12 protein-coding genes are annotated in these 17,155 nt (G+C 63.8%); 4 read left to right on the top strand and 8 right to left on the bottom strand.

The window, feature by feature from the left end; translation table 11 throughout:
* Positions 1-312 precede the first annotated feature (312 nt).
* The 3 genes from BUS42_RS28680 (at position 313) to BUS42_RS28670 (ending at position 2,698) form a co-directional block, all read left to right on the top strand.
* Positions 313-690, top strand: coding sequence for a hypothetical protein (locus BUS42_RS28680; RefSeq protein ID WP_074312742.1), 378 nt, complete (start codon positions 313-315; stop codon positions 688-690).
* 421 nt (positions 691-1,111) lie between these two features.
* A complete protein-coding gene (locus BUS42_RS28675) occupies positions 1,112-1,441 on the top strand; it encodes a hypothetical protein (protein WP_254053852.1) in 330 nt (109 codons plus the stop codon).
* Positions 1,442-1,678: 237 nt separating this feature from the next.
* The gene (locus BUS42_RS28670; protein WP_074312738.1) at positions 1,679-2,698 is read left to right on the top strand and encodes a DUF3500 domain-containing protein; all 1,020 of its coding nucleotides are present in this window, start codon (positions 1,679-1,681) and stop codon (positions 2,696-2,698) included.
* A 191-nt stretch (positions 2,699-2,889) separates the two neighbouring features.
* Here the strand turns inward: BUS42_RS28670 and BUS42_RS28665 are convergent, their stop codons facing one another.
* From BUS42_RS28665 to hpf, 8 genes are all read right to left on the bottom strand, one after another.
* Entirely contained in the window at positions 2,890-5,868 is a 2,979-nt protein-coding gene (locus BUS42_RS28665; RefSeq protein WP_410001727.1) for a vitamin B12-dependent ribonucleotide reductase, read from the bottom strand.
* An 803-nt stretch (positions 5,869-6,671) separates the two neighbouring features.
* The gene (gene rplU, locus BUS42_RS28660; RefSeq protein ID WP_074312722.1) at positions 6,672-6,989 is read right to left on the bottom strand and encodes a 50S ribosomal protein L21; all 318 of its coding nucleotides are present in this window, start codon (positions 6,987-6,989) and stop codon (positions 6,672-6,674) included.
* Positions 6,990-7,269: 280 nt separating this feature from the next.
* On the bottom strand, positions 7,270-10,542 hold the full coding sequence (locus tag BUS42_RS44475) for an Rne/Rng family ribonuclease (RefSeq protein WP_216821096.1): 3,273 nt from the start codon (positions 10,540-10,542) through the stop codon (positions 7,270-7,272).
* A 142-nt stretch (positions 10,543-10,684) separates the two neighbouring features.
* Positions 10,685-11,344: a TIGR03936 family radical SAM-associated protein gene (locus BUS42_RS28640; protein ID WP_074312716.1), complete on the bottom strand. Its 660-nt coding sequence runs from the start codon at positions 11,342-11,344 to the stop codon at positions 10,685-10,687.
* A gap of 189 nt (positions 11,345-11,533) precedes the next feature.
* Positions 11,534-13,444, bottom strand: coding sequence for a phosphoenolpyruvate--protein phosphotransferase (ptsP, locus tag BUS42_RS28635; protein ID WP_074312714.1), 1,911 nt, complete (start codon positions 13,442-13,444; stop codon positions 11,534-11,536).
* Positions 13,441-13,752, bottom strand: coding sequence for an HPr family phosphocarrier protein (locus tag BUS42_RS28630; RefSeq protein ID WP_074312712.1), 312 nt, complete (start codon positions 13,750-13,752; stop codon positions 13,441-13,443). The genes ptsP and BUS42_RS28630 overlap by 4 nt, the downstream gene beginning before the upstream one ends.
* Before the next feature lie 258 nt (positions 13,753-14,010).
* A complete protein-coding gene (locus BUS42_RS28625) occupies positions 14,011-14,481 on the bottom strand; it encodes a PTS sugar transporter subunit IIA (protein WP_074312710.1) in 471 nt (156 codons plus the stop codon).
* 178 nt (positions 14,482-14,659) lie between these two features.
* Positions 14,660-15,019, bottom strand: coding sequence for a ribosome hibernation-promoting factor, HPF/YfiA family (hpf, locus tag BUS42_RS28620; RefSeq protein WP_074312708.1), 360 nt, complete (start codon positions 15,017-15,019; stop codon positions 14,660-14,662).
* A 364-nt stretch (positions 15,020-15,383) separates the two neighbouring features.
* On the opposite strand from hpf, the gene BUS42_RS28615 reads away from it, so the two are divergent.
* Positions 15,384-17,096 (top strand): L-lactate permease, encoded by a 1,713-nt coding sequence (locus BUS42_RS28615; RefSeq protein WP_074315440.1) that lies wholly within the window; start codon positions 15,384-15,386, stop codon positions 17,094-17,096.
* Positions 17,097-17,155: the final 59 nt, after the last annotated feature.

The following is a 17,155-nucleotide window of genomic DNA, read 5'->3' as shown; positions in this document are numbered from 1 at the left end:
AGCCGGGCCCCCCTCAGGGGTTGATCCGAAAAAATATCCGACTCCCGATTGCCACAGTGATTCCGCATACACTCATGCCACGATGGTTCGAAACCACGTTCGCAAACCAACCTTGTGGCCGTCGCGACATCGGGGAAGCCGGCCCCAAGCCGTCCCTCGCCAGAGAGATCGATCGCGATTCTCGCCAAGAAAGGGCACGCGACTATCGCAGGTCATTTGCCTCGTGTAAGCTCTTAAGAGGGGGCATCGCTCTCTTCAACGCCCCTGAGCGCGACGAACCCATCATCTCTCAGATTCCAGGGTCGTACAAACATGTCAAACCCTTTGCAGATTCCCGCGACGACCGATATCGGCGACGTCAAAAACGGCCCACTCGCCAAAGCTGGCCAAAGCCTGATCGGCGTCTACCAGGACTATCAGCAGTACATGGAGGCCGGGGGGAACGGGCCGTTTGCCTCACCCCTCGGTGCCAACGTCATGATTGAGGGCACCAGCGTCGGCGTGATGATCCGAGGCGCCGACTGGAACGCGCTCCAGACCACTCTCGTCGAACTCGGGATGCAAATTCGGGCCACCGATCCGAACACCAAGAGCGTCGAAGGCCTCCTTCCGATCGCCCAGCTTCCCACCGTCGCCCAACTTGCCCTCGTGATCGCGGTGAGTCCGATCTACAAACCCAAACATTCTTGATCTCAATCGGATCGATTGAGCGGAACCAAGACATTCATCAACGGACCAACTCCACGCTGTCAAACGAATCCTGAGGCGGCTCAGCCAGTTTGATCCCGGCTTCTTGGGTTCAAACCGTTTGCTTCGAGTGCGATCCGCAACGAGGCAATTTGCCGGTTGCGAGGGTTACGCCAACCACGACAGGGCGAACCTCCAAATTGCCCAATCGGACCAGATTTCTTTCCTTGCCCAAACAGTCCAATCGCACTAGGGTGTTTAGAGGATTTTTTCCAGTCGTCGCCATCATGCGGCGGATCATCTCAGAATTCGATCTCTGGCGAATGAGCGACAGAACTTCTCTCCGATTTTCTTCGGAATAGGCTCGACGGTCACGAGTGTTGTCGCATCAATGGCCGATCCATTCCATGAAGGAAGGACCTCCATGACTTACCCCTTGCTCACCGGCCCGACCGACTCAGATAGCCTTCCCGCAGATGGTGATGATTCGACCTGGATCAATCGCCGAGCCACCGAGACCGCCCAGCGGGCCGCCAACGCTCGCAAAGGAAGTGGTCGGCGCCGACTAATCGATCCGGCCACCTGCGAGCGTGACTACTCCCAGGCGGAAGTGGAGTTCATGCAGGCAATGCAAGCGTATAAAACGACGAGTGGCCGGTCATTCCCCACGTGGGGAGAAGTGCTCCAAGTCGTCCAGCGCCTGGGGTATCAGAAGCTTGAGCCGGAGAAATCGTCCGCCAAGCGGTCCGATTGAATGCGTCGAAACCCGCGAATGGCGGCTCCCCTCTCATCGGGACTCCCTCACCCCTGGATCATTTCCAGGGGTTTTTTTGTGGGTGGAAATGGGTCGGCTCAATCGGGTCTGCGAGGCTCCGGATCGATTCTCCACCAAGTCATCCGTTAAAATGAGAGGCGAAGAGGGAAGAACTTACGGGTCACGAGCAATTCGACTCACTCGCGATCGATCAATTCATCGCGGAGAGGGCTCCCAATGATCGAGGACAACTCACTCGCGGACCCAACAAGGCGCGGCCGAGAGCGTTCGCGTCGGGAGTTCGTGAAGACCGTGGGCGCCACCGCATTGGCGGCCTCGATCCCTTCGGCAGGGTCGCATGGGGTTGTCGGCGGTTCGACGCCTCGAAAGGTAGCGACGACGGGTACAGAGACCCCGATCGCCCGATTCTTTCGAAGCCTCGATGAGACTCGGAAGGCCCAGATCTGCTTCCCTTTCGAGCACCCGCTCAGAACGCGGGTTGAGAACAACTGGGCCATCGTCAAACCAACGATCGGCGACCTGACGACGGAGCAGCAGGCGCTCTGCCGTGAGATCTTCAGGAACCTCTGCAGCGAAGAGGGTTACCAGCGATTCAACCGGCAGATGAACGACGATTTCGGCGGGTTCGCGAACTACCACGTGGCCCTGTTCGGTGAGCCCGATACCGACCAACCCTTCGAATGGGTGCTCACCGGACGCCACAACACCCTCCGCGCCGACGGCCACCGTCATGCGGGGGCCGCCTTCAGCGGGCCAATTTTCCATGGCCACGCTGTTGGGGACCAGGAGAGGGCAGGGCAGGGGGGCAACGTCTGGCGGTACCAGACCGAGCAGGCGAACGCACTGTACGCGAGCTTCGACGCGAGGCAACGTATCCAAGCGTTCTTCACCCCAAAGATGACGGGAACGACCGGTTCCGCCCGCCCCCAGGGAACCGGATTCGAGTGCGGTGGACTGGCCGTCGCCGAGCTCGACGGCGAGCAAAAACAAATGGTTCAGCAATTATTGAGGGATCTGATCCGTCCCTTCCACCGTTTCGACGCCCTGGAAATTCAGAACTGCCTTGGTGAAGTGAGCGGCGTGGACCAACTCCGCTTGACCTTCTACCAGGACGGCCACCACGGCCAACCCTGGGACATCTGGAAGCTCGAAGGGCCGGCCTTCGTCTGGCACTTCCATGGCACCCCGCACATCCACTCGTGGCTAAACCTCACGAGCCGAGCCGCCAGCGTCTGAAGAAATCCGTTCGAATTGCGAGCGGTACGCCCGCAGTCCCAGGGAAGATCAAGAACGCAAAAACCCCGGAGAGAATTCCTGTCATTCACGGGAGTGAATGACAGGAGGTTCCTCCGGGGCCTTGGTCTACAGCTTGTCGATCGCGAGAACCGTTGATCCGGTTCCCTCAAGGACGACGACGCGACCTTGGATTAGGAACATCCCATGCTATTACCGCAGTTGAAGCAGCGGTAACAGGTGCCGCACCGGACGGTCAGCGAGCCGCAGTTATCGCACGAGGGGGCGTCGCTCTGGAAGTGGGCGAACTGCTTCTCGCGTGCTCCGACACCGGTTTCGCGGAGCGTCGCCTCGAGCTTGGGCGTGGGAGGCGTCAGGTTCGCTTCACGAACCGCTTCGACATGCTCCAGGTCGTCGATGGTGGCGGTGCGGTGCCCGTTCACTTTGACGACGGGGGTGGACTCGGCCACCGCGTCCTCAACCGGCCGTTGCGGAGCGTTGGCCTCGCGATAGCCCGGGATGAACTCCATGCCAAGCCAGCGGAAGATGTAGTCGGCAACGCTCTTGGCGATCGGAATTTCCGGGTTCTGAGTGAATCCGGCCGGCTCGAATCGGCTATGCGCGAACTTGTTGACGAAGACTTCCAATGGCACGCCGTACTGAAGTCCGATCGAGATCGAGGTCCCCAAGACGTCCATCAGGCCGCCGATGGTTGACCCCTCTTTGGCCATCGTGATAAACACTTCGCCCGGCCGGCCGTCGAGGTAGAAACCGACGGTGACATACCCCTCGTGCCCCTGGATGCTGAACTTGTGAGTCAAGCCTCTCCGGGTGTGGGGCAGCCGCTCACGACGGGGCTTGAGAGCAGGCGCGACGGCAGTGGTGGCGGCGGCCGCAACAGCCGCCGTTTTCGCTTCCACGATCGCGAGCGAGTGGGCGGCGGCCGCAGCCGCCGTTTCCGCGGCCGTGGCCGCCGCGACGCTGGCGGCGGCCGCCTTGTCAGCGGCCTTGTCGGCCGCGCCTTCGGTCTCGGTCTTGGTGCTCACGGGCTGACTCCCCTTGGAGCCATCGCGATAGATGGCCAGCGCCTTGAGGCCCAGCTTCCAGCCTTCGAGGTAGGCCTCGCGGATATCGTCGACCGTGGCCTCGTTCGGAACGTTGCAGGTCTTCGAGATCGCCCCCGAGAGGAACGGCTGCACGGCCGCCATCATCCGCAAGTGACCGCGGAAGTGGATGCTCCGGCCCCCTTGCGGCGGCCCGAACGCACAGTCGAAGACGGGCAAGTGTTCGTCGCGAAGGGCAGGGGCCCCCTCGATCGTGTCGTGGGCGTCGATGTAGTCGAGAACCCCGGTGATCGCCGGCTCGTCGTAGCCGAGCGTCCGCATCGCCATCGGGACCGTCTTGTTGACGATCTTGAGCATGCCGCCGCCGGCCAGTTGCTTGTACTTCACCAGCGCGATATCCGGCTCGATCCCCGTCGTATCGCAATCCATCATGAACGCGATCGTCCCGGTCGGCGCGAGCACCGTGACCTGGCTGTTGCGATAGCCGTTGCGGCGGCCCAACTCGAGGCACTCATCCCAAACGGCGTGTGCCTCGGTCACGAGGTCGGGCGGCCCGGAGCGGTCGATCGACCCCACGGCGTCGCGGTGCATCTCCATGACGCGAAGCATCGGCTCGCGGTTCAGCGGGAAGCCGTCGAACGGGCCGAGGTGCCCGGCGTGCTCAGCGCTGGTCAGGTAGGCCTGACCGTGCATGATCGCCGTGATCGAACCGGCCAACGCCCGCCCCTGATCCGAGTCGTACGGCAGGCCCGCGGCCATCAGCAGGCTGCCCAGGTTGGCGTAGCCCAGTCCCAACGGACGGAACTTGTGGCTATTGCCGGCGATCCGGTCGGTCGGGTAGCTCGCGTGATCGACCAGAATCTCTTGCGCCGTGATGAAGATCCGGCAGGCCGCGCGGAACCCCTTCGCGTCAAACGTGCCGTCCTCGCAACGGAACTTCATCAGGTTGATCGACGCGAGGTTGCACGCCGAGTCATCAATGAACATATACTCGCTGCACGGATTACTGCTATTGATCGGCGCGGTGTTGGGGCAGGTGTGCCAGCGCTGGATCGTGTCTTCGTACTGCATGCCGGGGTCGCCGCAGAACCAGGTCCCCTCGGCGATCTTGTCCATCAGGAGCCGCCCTGGGTACGACTGCAACGGCTGACCGGTCGTGACGGACCGGGTCGTCCACTCGTCGCCCGTCTCCGAGGCGCGGAGGAACGCGTCGGTGGCGCGGACCGAGAGGTTCGCGTTCTGGAACATCACCGAGGCGTAGGCTTCGCCATTGAAGTTGGCCTCGTACCCCATCTCGATCAGGGTCAACGCCTTCTTCTCTTCCTTCGTCTTGCACTCGATGAAGTCAAGAATGTCGGGATGCCAGACCTTGAGCGTCTGCATCTTGGCCGCGCGACGGGTCTTGCCCCCCGACTTGACGACGCTGGCGATGGCGTCGTAGACCCGCATGAAACTGACCGGGCCCGACGGCCGGCCGCCGCCGGTCAGCTTCTCTCGGCTCGAACGGAGCGTCGACAGGTCGGTCCCCGTCCCCGAACCATACTTGAAGAGCATCGCCTCCGCGGTCGCGACCCGCATGATGTCCTGCATGTCATCGGCGACGCTCTGGATAAAGCAGGCCGAGCCTTGAGGATACTGGTAGGCGCTCTCCGCCTTGACGACGCTGCGCGTCTCCTCGTCCCACCGCCAGTTATTGGCGGGACCGGCGATCCCGTACTGGTGGAAGAGACCGACGTTGAACCAGACGGGGGAATTGAACGAGCCGTACTGGTTCACGCAGAGCGAGGTCAGCTCGTCGTGGAACCGGTCGGCGTCCTCGTCCGTGGCGAAGTAGCCGTCTTCCCGGCCCCAGTCCGAGAGGGTCCGGGTAACGCGGTTGACGAGCTGACGAACGCTCTTCTCACGCTCCGGCGTATTGATTTCGCCGTAGAAGTACTTGCTTGCGACGACGTTGGTGGCGAGCTGGCTCCAGGCCTTCGGAATCTCGCACTCGGTCTGCTGAAAGATGACCCGGCCCCGCTCGTCCTTGATCTCGGCCGTCCGCAACTCCCAGTCCACCTGATCGAAGGGGTCGATTCCCTCGGTGCTGAAAACTCGCGGGACGACCATCCCAGAACGCCCTTGCGCCCCTCGAGTCTCCGATGCATTCCCCTTCGACTGTGCGCCAACCGTTGCCATGGACGCTCTCCCGAATATCTACTGTAAGTTTGTCGCGTTGTCTTGCGTATTGGTTCGTCGTCAACTCATCGGCGATTGAGCGAAGAAAGCTGGTGACGAATCCCCCTGAAACTCTCATCCGAAGTTGGGTTATCGGGGTGGCCGTCCCGTTCTCCTCACCGAAGCGTATCGAGCTTGGGAAGATAGTGTTTCCAAGTCCACCTGAACAGACGTGCCGAGTTTTCGAAGATGTACCCTAAGTCGAAGCTTTCCACAAGACCCGGTACGAGGTGGAAGATTCACACAAAATCCAAACCAATTCTTGACGGAACATAACGGCTTTACGGGATGGGGCTTCCAGACAATCGCCTTCCTCTTTTCGGAATATCGATTCCATTCCGCTCGACCCGTCGGCTCCGCCCAAACTTCGTTCCCCCTCCTGAGTTGAACCGAGACGCCATGAACCTGCCGTAGGCGAGTCGGTCTTCACCCATTCTACCAAAACCTGTCTAGTCCCCCAGCAAAAATGCACCGCAACGGACAAAAGAGACCCCAACCAACCCATTTTGTGCCGATTGTACCGAAAAAAGTGTGTTCGACCGCAAAGTGGTCGCTTACCACCACCTCGATTCGAGGAAGGAGAGGATGAATGCAGGGCAAAAAAAAAAACCGCGTCACGCCTTCGGGAGGGAATCCCGAAGGCGTGACGCGGTTCTGAAGTTCAAGCGAGCTTGGCCGCGGTGCGGAGCCTCTGATCAGGCGGTGGCGGCAATGCTCGTGATCAGGACGGTCGTGTAGTGCTGCCGGTGTCCCTTGCGACGGCGCATGTTTTTGCGGCGGCGGAACTTCTGGACGATGATCTTCTTATCGCGAAACTGGTCGACAATTTTGGCGTGGACCTGCGCACCCTCGATCACGGGAACGCCGATGTTCGCTCCCTCGGGGCCGGCGATGAGCAGGACCTTGGGGAAGACGACTTCGGTTCCGGCGTCGCCTTGACGCCGATCGACGATGACCCGGTCTCCCTCGCTCACCCGAAACTGATGGCTACCGTCTTCAAAAATCGCGTACATCCGTCAAGCTCCTCACGACCCGGACCTTGTATGGAAGGGACCGGCGTCGATCTTTTCCGCTGTCTTGATCCCGCGTCGGGAAAACGACCCCATTCTGGATTCGTGGGGAGGACGCGGAAAAAGTCAAATGTTACCGAGTTAAGTCCTGAAAAGAAAGGGCACGCTTCAGACCAACAAAGCCACGCGCGGTTCCCAAGGGGGAACCCGCCCCTCCCACAGGCCCATCCGAGGCCCCTGTTTCGCGAGAAACAGGGGCCTCGGATGATTCCGATCGTATCAATTAGTGCCGGCCACGATGGGTGGGGGCAGGCGGCGGGAAGAGTCGGATTTCGCTGTTGTTGCCGTCGTAGCACTCGAGTTGGAGATGCTCGGCGGCCGCATCGGGCTCGGTCCGAATCTGGATCGTCATGTTGGCTTCGGTCTCGATCCGGGTGATCTCGCGGCGCTTGCGGTTGTTCAAGTAGGTCGCCACGGCTTGGCAGACCACGACCGAAACGCGCCGGATATCTTCACGGTGGGAGGCGAGGGCCAGCAGACGCATCACGTCGATCGACATGCTCTCGACGGTTTTCACGACGCCGGCTCCGGTGCAATTGGAGCAGTCTTCGTAGACAGAGCGTTTCAGGCTGGGTCGAATCCGCTGGCGGGTCATCTCGATGAGCCCGAACGCGCTCATCCGGAGGACCTTGGTGCGTGCCCGGTCCCGCTTGATGGCGTCGCGCAGGGCCTTCTCGACCCCTCGGCGGTGCCGCTCGTCACGCATGTCGATGAAGTCGTTGACGATCACTCCGCCGAGGTCGCGGAGTCTGAGTTGCCGGGCGATCTCCTTGGCGGCCCGGAGGTTCATCTCGTAGGCGGTCTTCTCGGCGTCGTTCTCGACCCGGAAGTTGCCCGAGTTCACGTCGATGGCGACGAGCGCCTCGGTCTGATCGATGACGATGGAGCCTCCCTCGGGGAGGGGGACATTCCGGCGCTGAATCTTGGCGATCTCGTCTTCGATGCCGTACTTGTGGAAGAGCGGCACCTTCTCGTCATAGAGCTTCAGCCGGTTCACGAACCGGGGCATCACGACCTTGAGGAACTCCTGGGCGCGTTCGAAGGCCGCGGGCTCGTCGATCCAGATCGTATCGATCTCGGACGTGAAGATATCGCGGATGGTCCGCGTGATCATGTCCGATTCCTGATAGATCGGCGCGGGGGTCTTGGCCTTCTTGATCCGGCGGAGGATGACCTTCCAGAGCCGGAGCAGGTAAGCGAGGTCGCGGGCCAGCTCACGCTTGGTCCGTTCCAGGCCGGCGGTCCGCACGATAAAGCCGAGTCCCTTGGGCGGGTTCAGCTCGGTCATGATCTCGCGGAGTTTGCGGCGCTGGGATTCGTCGGCGATCTTGCGCGAGACACCGACCCGGTTCAGGCCAGGCATCAGCACGAGGTAACGGCCCGGGATGCTGATGTAGGTCGAGAGCGTCGGGCCTTTGGTGCCAATGCTCTCTTTGATGACCTGAACGAGCACCTCGTCGCCGCGGCGGAAGACCTCCTGGATCGGGGGCTTGACCAGCCCACGGCCCCGGGTGAACCGGCCACCGCGTCCCGTGTCGGGCTCGCCGTCGCCCCGGCGGGGTCGGGCTTCGACGGGCCCTCGCAGGCCCATTTCACGCTCCAGCTCGGCGATCTCGGCGATCTCACGACGGATTTCTTCCTCGAGCTCCGGGTCGATCTCTTCATCGACGGCGGCGGCGGAGGGATGTTCATCGAGGAAATCGTCGTGCTCTTCGTCCGGCCCGGCGTGCTCGTCGCCGAAGTCAAAGTCGTCGATCACGAGCTGCTCTTCGTCCTCAACCCGCCCACGGCGAGCGACTTCGCGTTCCAGCGGCTCGTCAAGCTCGAGATCGTCTTCGTCCTCAATGTCGGGACCGAAGCCGGGTCGTTCCGAAACCGTCGGGGTTCCCTCGGGCTGCTCACGCTCGCGGCGCCGGCCACGGCGACGACGGCGGCGGCGAGGCCCGTCGAGCTTGCCGGTTTCCGGTCCCAACTCGTCCGGGCCCCCTTCGCCCTCGATCTCGTCGATGTCAGGCTCGGCGACCAGCTCCGCCCATTCGAGCGAAGCCGGGGGAATGTCCGAGCCGAACGGGGTCTCGGGCGCTCGGGAACGCTCACGACGAGGAACGTAGCCCGGCTCACCGGCACGGCCATGCGCCTTACGCTCGCGGGGAAGCTCCGGTTCCGGTCCGCGGGCACGCTCAGGAGCACGTGTTCGCTCAGGTTCCCGAACCCGTTCCGGCTCTCGGGCTCGCTCCGGCTCCCGAACGCGCTCCGGTTCTCGGACGCGCTCCGGCTCGCGAACGCGTTCCGGCTCGCGGGCTCGTTCGGGTTCGCGGTATCGCTCGGGCTCACGAACCCGTTCGGGCTCACGGGTGCGTTCGGGTTCCCGGACCCGCTCCCGAGGCCGTTCGACCTCGATCTCGGCGCCTCGTTCCACGGCGGGGGGCCTGGAACGCTCGGGGGCCGTTTCTCGGGGTCGTTCGCCGAGCGACTCACGTTCGCCGCCGCGAGAGCGAATGGCGGCTCGGCCGCCGCGGCGTCGCGGGGTTTCGGGAATGTCTTCAAAGACCGGCTCCGAAACCGGTTCGACATCGGGCTCGAACAGGGGCTCCGGTTCCGGCGCGGGGCGTTCGGGCCGACCGCGTCCCCGAGAACGACGGGCATCGCGCGGCGGCTGCGGTTCGGAGGGGAGGTCGGCGTCAATGATCCGGCCACGTCCCGAATCCACGATCTCGGGGTCGACAACGGGGCGGCTCGGCGGGGGCGCTTGGCGCGATCGCTGGGTGCGGCTCGGCGGCAGATCGGGGTCGAACGGCTCGGCCGTCCGGCTGGCCCGCGAGCGAGGCTCATCGGGTTCGAAGCCCCTCGGCGCGTGCTCCGGAGCGCGGGCCTGGGTCACCTCGTCCGACCAGGAGGGCAGGGGAGGTTCGGGCCGACTGCGGCGCGGGTCGACGCGTTCGGGGGGAGTGGGGCGAGCCGGTGGTGAGCCGGCCGACGATCGGGAGGAGAAAATGTCGTCGTCGGCCAAACCTTCGCCGAAGCTGCGGGGTTCCGAGCGGTCGCGGCGGCCTTTCTCAGAGAGTTCGGGCCGCTCGCGATCACGGTACCGATCTTCGGGGCGCGGGGGAGCGGACGGCGAGGCCGGGTCGCGCTCTTCGTTGCGGCCACGACGGGTCGGCTCGCGATCGCGCCTCGGTTCCCCACGGTTCGAGCCGAGGGCCGTGGTGGAGGTTGAGGAAGGGCCAGACGCCTCGGCCTCGGCGGCCTGATGACGCTGAAAATATTGCGGCTCCACGTCGGAGACGTGCAGGAAGCCGTTGCGGCCGACCGAGAAATCGACGAACGCGGCCTGGATGGCCGGTTCGAGGTTAACGATCTTGCCTTTGTAGATATTACCGGTATAGCTCTCGTGGCTGGTGCGCTCGACGTACAGCTCCTCAAGGATGCCATCCTCAACGATGGCAATTCTGCATTCCTCGGGCTGGAGCACGTTGATCAGCATTTCTTTCTTCATACGGTCATCTTTCTAACACAATCAAGTCGGTTGGCATTGGTCGGGTAAATGGGTTCCGCGGCGGCGTCCGCCAGGAAGCAGGTGCAGATCAGATCGTTTGCGGGTGCGCTGACGGACCGTCACAACGGGAACCCACCTCGAGCTAAGGGACCAGTTCCACTTCGGTACGAACCAGGACCGATCCCTGTCCCAGCAGGTCGCGGAGGCCAAGAGCGTCGATAATCTCTTCAGGCCGGGCCGAACCACTGGGTAACATCTTCATGCGGAAACGAAGGAGGCCGAGCGAGTCGAGTTCGGCCTCGAGCAGGAACGGACGGAGATCGATCGCGACGGTCCGATCGGGGCGATGCCGGGTATACGGCCACTGTTCACTGGCCAGAAAGGCGGCCAGGCGGGTTCGGCCCTCGTCCTGACGGTCCGCGGGGATCTCCAAGAGATAAGAAACCGACTCGGGCTGTGCGGCACGACCGGGGGCGACCCCTTCGGCGTCGAGCCACTCGAGCCCCTGCGGTGTCGTGGCGCGGAGGCGTCTGAGGACCTCGGCCGGCTCCATGGGCTCGGCCAATTCCAGTTCGACCACCTCGCGACGCCCTTCGATCCCGAGCGCCAAGGCGAGGGTAAAGACCACCTTGGGGCGTGGGTTGAATCCCTGGCTCGTCGCCGTGGGGATTTGGGCGCGGCGGAGCAAACGCTCGAGGCAGCGCATCAAGTCATGGTGGCTGATGAGTCGAAGATCGCCGTGCTTAGCGAAGCGGAGTCGCACCTTGGTCGCTGTCATCATCGCGGCATACATCGAACCCATGTGAGGGTCCGCAACGCCCGTCCGTCGTTCGGTCCGTCTCTTGAGGCCCCCGAGGGCTTGCTCGTTGGGCTCGCGAAATCAGTACGGTCGGAGGGCGGTCAAGAGGGTCCATTCGGTTGGATCGTGGTCGCGGGCGGCGTCGACTCCGAGCCGAGGCTGCCATGGTTCGGTTGAGCGGGCCTGCCGGGGCTAGCCGGCTCGGTCCTGGGCTGAGGAGGCCGGGGTGTCGGGCAGAGCATGGCGTAAGGCACTATCGAGAAGAGCGACGACGGCCTGCGAGGTCTCTAAGTGGAGCGCCTCGGCGGCAATTGACCGGGCCTCCGCGACACTGACCCCGCGGATCACTCGCTTGATCTCAGGTAACTGGTGCGGCGGCATGCTGAGCTGGTGAACGCCCAGCCCGAGCAGCAGCATCGTATAGAGCGGCTCGCCCCCCATCGTCCCGCAGATGCTGACCTCAATCCCACGGGCCCTGGCGGCATCGACGACCATGGCGATCAGGCGAAGCACGGCCGGGTCGGCGGCGCTATAGAGATCGGCCACGGTTTCGTTGGTTCGGTCCACGGCCAAGGTGTATTGGATCAGGTCGTTGGTCCCTATCGAGAAGAAGTCCACCTCCTTTGCCATTTGGTCGGCCATCACGGCGGCGGCAGGCACCTCTATCATGACACCAACCGGCAGGTCACGCCGGAATGAGACACCTTCGGCGGCCAGTTCGGCGGCAACGTCCCCCAGGATGGCGCGGGCCCGGCGGAGTTCGCCGAGCGTCGAGACCAGCGGAAACATGACACGAACATCCCCCAGGGCGCTGGCCCGGAGGATCGCGCGAAGCTGGGTCCGAAACAATTCGAGCTCGCGCAACGACAGCCGCAAGCTCCGAAGCCCGAGCACCGGATTCGCATCGGCGTAACCGACGTTCTGGTAGGCCACAAGCTTGTCGGCTCCCAGGTCGAGGGTTCGGATCGTGACCGGACGCCCTTTCAGCGATTCAACGACCGCCGCATAGGCTTCAAATTGTTCTTGCTCCGTCGGGGCACGTTCGCTGTTGAGGTAGAGAAACTCGGTGCGGTAGAGCCCGACTCCGACGGCGCCTCGCTCCAGACAGGCGGCCACCTCGCCCGGGAACTCGATATTGCCCCAGAGTCCGACGGCAGTCCCGTCCAGGGTCTCGGCGGGCAGGTTGGCCAGCCCGGCCAGCCCCTCGAACCGGGCGGCCCGCGCGGCGGCGTCGCGGCGATACCGCTCCTGGGTGGCCAGGTCGGGGTCGAGGACCACCAGGCCCTCGTCCCCGTCGATGATGATCATCCGGCATTCGCGGGCCAGTTCCAAAAATCGTCCCAGACCGACCACCGCCGGGATTTCCAGGGCCTCGGCCACGATCGCGGTGTGACTGGCCCGTCCCCCCGCCTCGGTTGCAAACCCGAGCACCCGCTTCGGGTCGAGCCCCGCCGTCTCGCTCGGTGAGAGGTCATGGGCAAGGATCACCGAAGGCACGGCAACCTCGTCCATCGGCGTCGACCGACGCTGGCCCGAGAGCTGGGCGAGGATTCGGTGCTGGATGTCGCGGACGTCGGCGGCTCGGGCGGCCAGATGCGAGTCGGTCATGCTTTCGAGCCGAGACGCGTAGGCGTCGAGCACTTCGCTGACCGCGTGCTCGGCGGAGATCCGCTCGTGCTCGATTCGCGCACGCGCGTCGCGCCGAAGGGTGGGGTCGGTGATCATCCGGGCATGGGCGGCGAGGATGTCGGCGTACTGGGGTCCAAGTCGCTCGCGGGCTTCAGCCTCGGCGGCTTCGGCCTCACCGTGCGCGGACTCGATCCCCCGTTCCAGCCGTTCGAGCTCAGAAGCGACAGCCTCGGAGGAAATCGCACGGTGGGGCAGGCGCTGACCGCGCGGATCGACCACCAGCGGTGGTCCGATGGCGACCCCTGGGCTGACAGCAACTCCACGAAGCGTCTGCATCGTCCGGAGCTTGACCGGGGGAAGGACCACATGACCCCATTCTTCGGTATGGCAAGGCGGATCGACACGAGGGCCGCGGTGGCCGGTGGGGCCTCGCCCGTGAGGCGTACGCTTGGGCCGCGGATCCCGGGCCTTCATGGGGCGGGCTCCTGGGCTCCCTCGTCACTCTCGTAGAACTTCGCCTGGACCAACGCGGACAACGCCTCAACGGCCTGATCGGCATCAAGGCCGCGAGCTTCCACCTCGAGTCGAGTGCCGCATTCGGCGGCCAGCGACGTCAAGTCGAGAATGCTCTTGCCGTTGAACTCGTTACCGTTATAAATTACGCGAACCTCCGCCTTAAACTGGAGTGCCAGCTTGACGAACTTGTCGGCGGGCCGCATATGCAAGCCGAGAGCGTTAATGATCTCGACTTGGCGGCGGACGACGGGCGAATCGTGGCTCATCGGCGGCTCGATCGGCCTGGGCACAAGAGACCACGGACTGGAGTTCTGACCACCGACGGTCTCGGGCCGTGTGTCTCGACTGGATTCCATTGATCCCCCAAGCTGGCTAATGGGGGAGACGCCGAAGAACAAGCAATCCACCGGGTCGGTCGAGGGCTTGGCAAAGCGACACTTTGCAATGACGGACGACCCGGCGGACCATCCTCGCCCCCATGCCGGCTCGACTCAGCTCAGCCGGGCCAAGGGCGGAAGCTTCGCTCAGGGCGCCCCTTGGTCGGCTTCTTCAAGCAGGTCGACGACGTTCTCACGCGTCTTGGCTTGCCGAAGGAAACTGACGAAGCGTTCATCCTTCAAGTGACGCGAGATATTCTCCAAAGCCCGCAAGTGATCGCCGGGTTGGTTCGGAGGGGAAATCAGGAGAAAGAGAATGTCCACGGGATCGCCGTCCAGGGCCGCGAAGTCCACGCCTCGCCGCGAGAGCGCAACGGTCCCAATCAGGCGGTTGACGGTCGGGTGCCGGGTATGGGGTACGGCGACCCCCTGACCGATCCCGGTCGAACCGAGTTCTTCACGACCAAGAATGGCGCGGGAGACGCTTTCGAGGTCTCCCTCGGCGAGCCGGCCGGCCTTGGCCAGGCTGCCCACGATCTCTCGGATCGCCTCTTCCTTGCCGGTCGCCTGCAGATCGACGAGGATCGCCTCACTCACCACGAAATCCGATAACTTCATCCAGCCCTCCATCGACGTGCCACCGGCCTACCAACCTGGCGCCTGGCGTCGGAACTCAAAACCGTCAGACAGAATGCCTCGGTCGGTCAATCCGACGGAGAGGCAACCCGGACGTCTCGACGCTCGCAAACCTGGGCGTAGGGAGTAACTAGGCGCAGTCGAAACTCATCCGATCGGGTCACGCCGGCTCCGGAGACTCAGGAAGGTCGTCCGACGCGGGCGAGATCTCACCGAGTGAAACCTCACCCTTGTGGTGCGTCACCTTTTCCTTATACCGGCGAAGCTGCTGTTCGATCTTGTGAACGCACTGGTCCATCGCCGATTCAGGCGTCGGCCCTTCTTCGCGTGCGATGAAGTCGTGCTTGTGCTCGGCCGAAACAAAGATTTCCACGAGCCACGAGTGCTTGAGGTGTTCGACCTCGACTTCGATCGCCATCAGCCGACCGAAGTATTTGAGCAGCTTTTCGGCCTTATCGTGGATGTATGCCTGAGTTTCGGGCACCAAGCCACCATGGCGGGTCGATATCTCGATGTGCACCCGTCCGCTCCTTACCAAGTCACCCCGCCTGCCCGAAACGATGTTACGGGCGTGACCAAAGAGTAACCCTCAGTGACCATTGCGGTCAAGGGTGCTCCGGGAGGATGTTCGCCGAGTTTGGCCACCAAAGGCGCCGCGAAACGAGCCCACCTGGGGCTCGAGGTTGGATTTCGAGGCCCTTTCGCGACCCTCGGCCATGCCGTATGGTTTGCACCTGGCACGACCTCACCACCCAAACGGCCCGCTCGCAAGAGTTTCGACCGCCGGAATTGACGTTCCGCCGGGCGGGTTGCGGCGAGTCGGCTTCGCCCCCTCGGTCGAACGCGTGCCCAAACGACCAGACCAGGACAGGAGCGACCTCGCCGTGTGGACGCAAGTCTATGACCCGTTCGGAAATTGGCCACTCTCGACGCTGATGGCCGCGCTGCCGGTGCTCGTCCTGCTCGGGCTCTTGGCGTCGGGCAAGATGGGGGCATGGCAGGCGGCGCTCTGCGGCTTGGGCACCGCCTCTGCGGTGGCGGCGACCGTCTTCAGAATGCCGCCGGCGATGATCCTGGCCAGCGTCGGGGTGGGCGTCAGCTTCGCCTTGTTCCGAATCGTCTGGCTGATCGTGGCGGCCGTCTTCCTGTACGACATCGCGGTGGCGACCGGGCAGTTCGACATCATGAAGGCGTCGATCGCGCGGCTCTCCGGAGATCGCCGGATTCAGGCCGTGCTGGTCGCCTTCTCGTTCGGGGCATTCATTGAGGGGGCCGCGGGCTTCGGCGCCCCCGTGGCCATCTCGGCCGCGTTCCTCGTGGGCCTCGGATTCCAGCCGTTTCAGGCGGCCATGCTCTGCCTGATCGCCAACACCGCGCCGGTGGCCTGGGGGGCGATCGGCACCCCGATCCTGACCTTGAGCAAGGTGACCGAGCTCGACGTCGAAGCCCTCAGCGCCACCGCCGGCCGGATCTTGCCCTTTCTCTCGCTGATCATCCCGTTCTGGCTGGTCCGGACCATGACTGGCTGGCGGCAGACCTTCGCCGTCTGGCCGGCCCTGCTCGTGATCGGCGGCACGTTCGCCGGCATCCAGTTCGCCTGGTCCAACTTCGTCGGCTTCGAGCTCGTCGACCTGGTCTCGGCCGTCGGCAGCCTGGTGGCCGGCGTGGTCCTCCTCCAGTTCTGGAGGCCCAGGGACGAGTGGCGGTTCGCGCATGAGGAGGAGTCGGACAAAGACAAAGCCGGCCGACCGCTCGATCCGACCCACCCACCCCTCACGGCCGGCCGGGTCGCGCGGGCCTGGATGCCGTTCGCCCTCCTCTCGTTGACGGTCCTCGTCTGGGGAATCCCGGCGGTCAAACCCCTCGGCACCCCCGCCGTCAAGGATTGGCTGGACACCCACACCTCTTGGAAGCCGGCGATGCCCGGCCTCCACGAGCAGGTGGCCAAGGGAGAAGCCGTCACCGGCCACTCGCGTCCCGAGCCAAAAGATTACGAGAAAGCGACGCTCGACCTCGTCCCGGTCTCATCCACCGGCACCGCCGTCTTTCTCGCGGCGATCTTGAGCGGCCTGCTCCTGGGCGTCGGGCCGGCGTCGATGGCGATGACTCTGGCCCAAACCGTGGCGCGCATGGTCCCGGCGATCGCCGCGATCTTCTCCATGCTCGCGCTCGGGTTCGTCACCAAGTATTCGGGGATGGACGCCGTGCTCGGCCTCGCGTTCACCCGGACCGGCCCCTGGCTCTACCCGGTGTTCGGCACCATGCTCGGCTGGCTCGGGGTCGCCCTGACCGGTTCCGACACGTCGAGCAACGTCCTGTTCGGCAACCTGCAAAAGATCACGGCGAAGAAGCTGGGCCTCAACCCGATCCTGATGGCCGCGGCCAACACGACCGGCGGAGTCATGGGCAAGATGATCGACGCCCAGTCGATTGTCGTGGCCGCCGCAGCCACCGGCGAAGGGGGCCGCGAGGGCGAATTGCTCCGCGCGGTCCTCTGGCACAGCGTGGCGCTGGCCCTGATCGTCGGCGTCATCGTCTGGATCTATGCTCACGTCACCCCCTGGATGGTCGCCATGCCCCACCTGCCCAGCCACTGAAATGAAACTCCCAAAGACAGGGAGCGGAGTCAGCGGTTCAAGCGACTTCGATCCCAATG

Source organism: Singulisphaera sp. GP187 (assembly GCF_900129635.1).
Taxonomy (GTDB): Bacteria; Planctomycetota; Planctomycetia; order Isosphaerales; family Isosphaeraceae; genus Singulisphaera.
This window is presented reverse-complemented; position numbering and strand designations above follow the sequence as displayed.

Excerpts from the sequence above, each read along its gene's own strand:
- BUS42_RS28675 (WP_254053852.1), top strand. The coding sequence starts at position 1,112 with ATGACTTACCCCTTGCTCACCGGCCCGACCGACTCAGATAGCCTTCCC.
- BUS42_RS28680 (WP_074312742.1), top strand. The coding sequence starts at position 313 with ATGTCAAACCCTTTGCAGATTCCCGCGACGACCGATATCGGCGACGTC.
- BUS42_RS28640 (WP_074312716.1), bottom strand. The coding sequence starts at position 11,344 with ATGGGTTCGATGTATGCCGCGATGATGACAGCGACCAAGGTGCGACTC.
- ptsP (WP_074312714.1), bottom strand. The coding sequence starts at position 13,444 with ATGAAGGCCCGGGATCCGCGGCCCAAGCGTACGCCTCACGGGCGAGGC.
- rplU (WP_074312722.1), bottom strand. The coding sequence starts at position 6,989 with ATGTACGCGATTTTTGAAGACGGTAGCCATCAGTTTCGGGTGAGCGAG.
- BUS42_RS28670 (WP_074312738.1), top strand. The coding sequence starts at position 1,679 with ATGATCGAGGACAACTCACTCGCGGACCCAACAAGGCGCGGCCGAGAG.
- BUS42_RS28625 (WP_074312710.1), bottom strand. The coding sequence starts at position 14,481 with ATGAAGTTATCGGATTTCGTGGTGAGTGAGGCGATCCTCGTCGATCTG.
- BUS42_RS28665 (WP_410001727.1), bottom strand. The coding sequence starts at position 5,868 with ATGGTCGTCCCGCGAGTTTTCAGCACCGAGGGAATCGACCCCTTCGAT.
- BUS42_RS44475 (WP_216821096.1), bottom strand. The coding sequence starts at position 10,542 with ATGAAGAAAGAAATGCTGATCAACGTGCTCCAGCCCGAGGAATGCAGA.
- BUS42_RS28630 (WP_074312712.1), bottom strand. The coding sequence starts at position 13,752 with ATGAGCCACGATTCGCCCGTCGTCCGCCGCCAAGTCGAGATCATTAAC.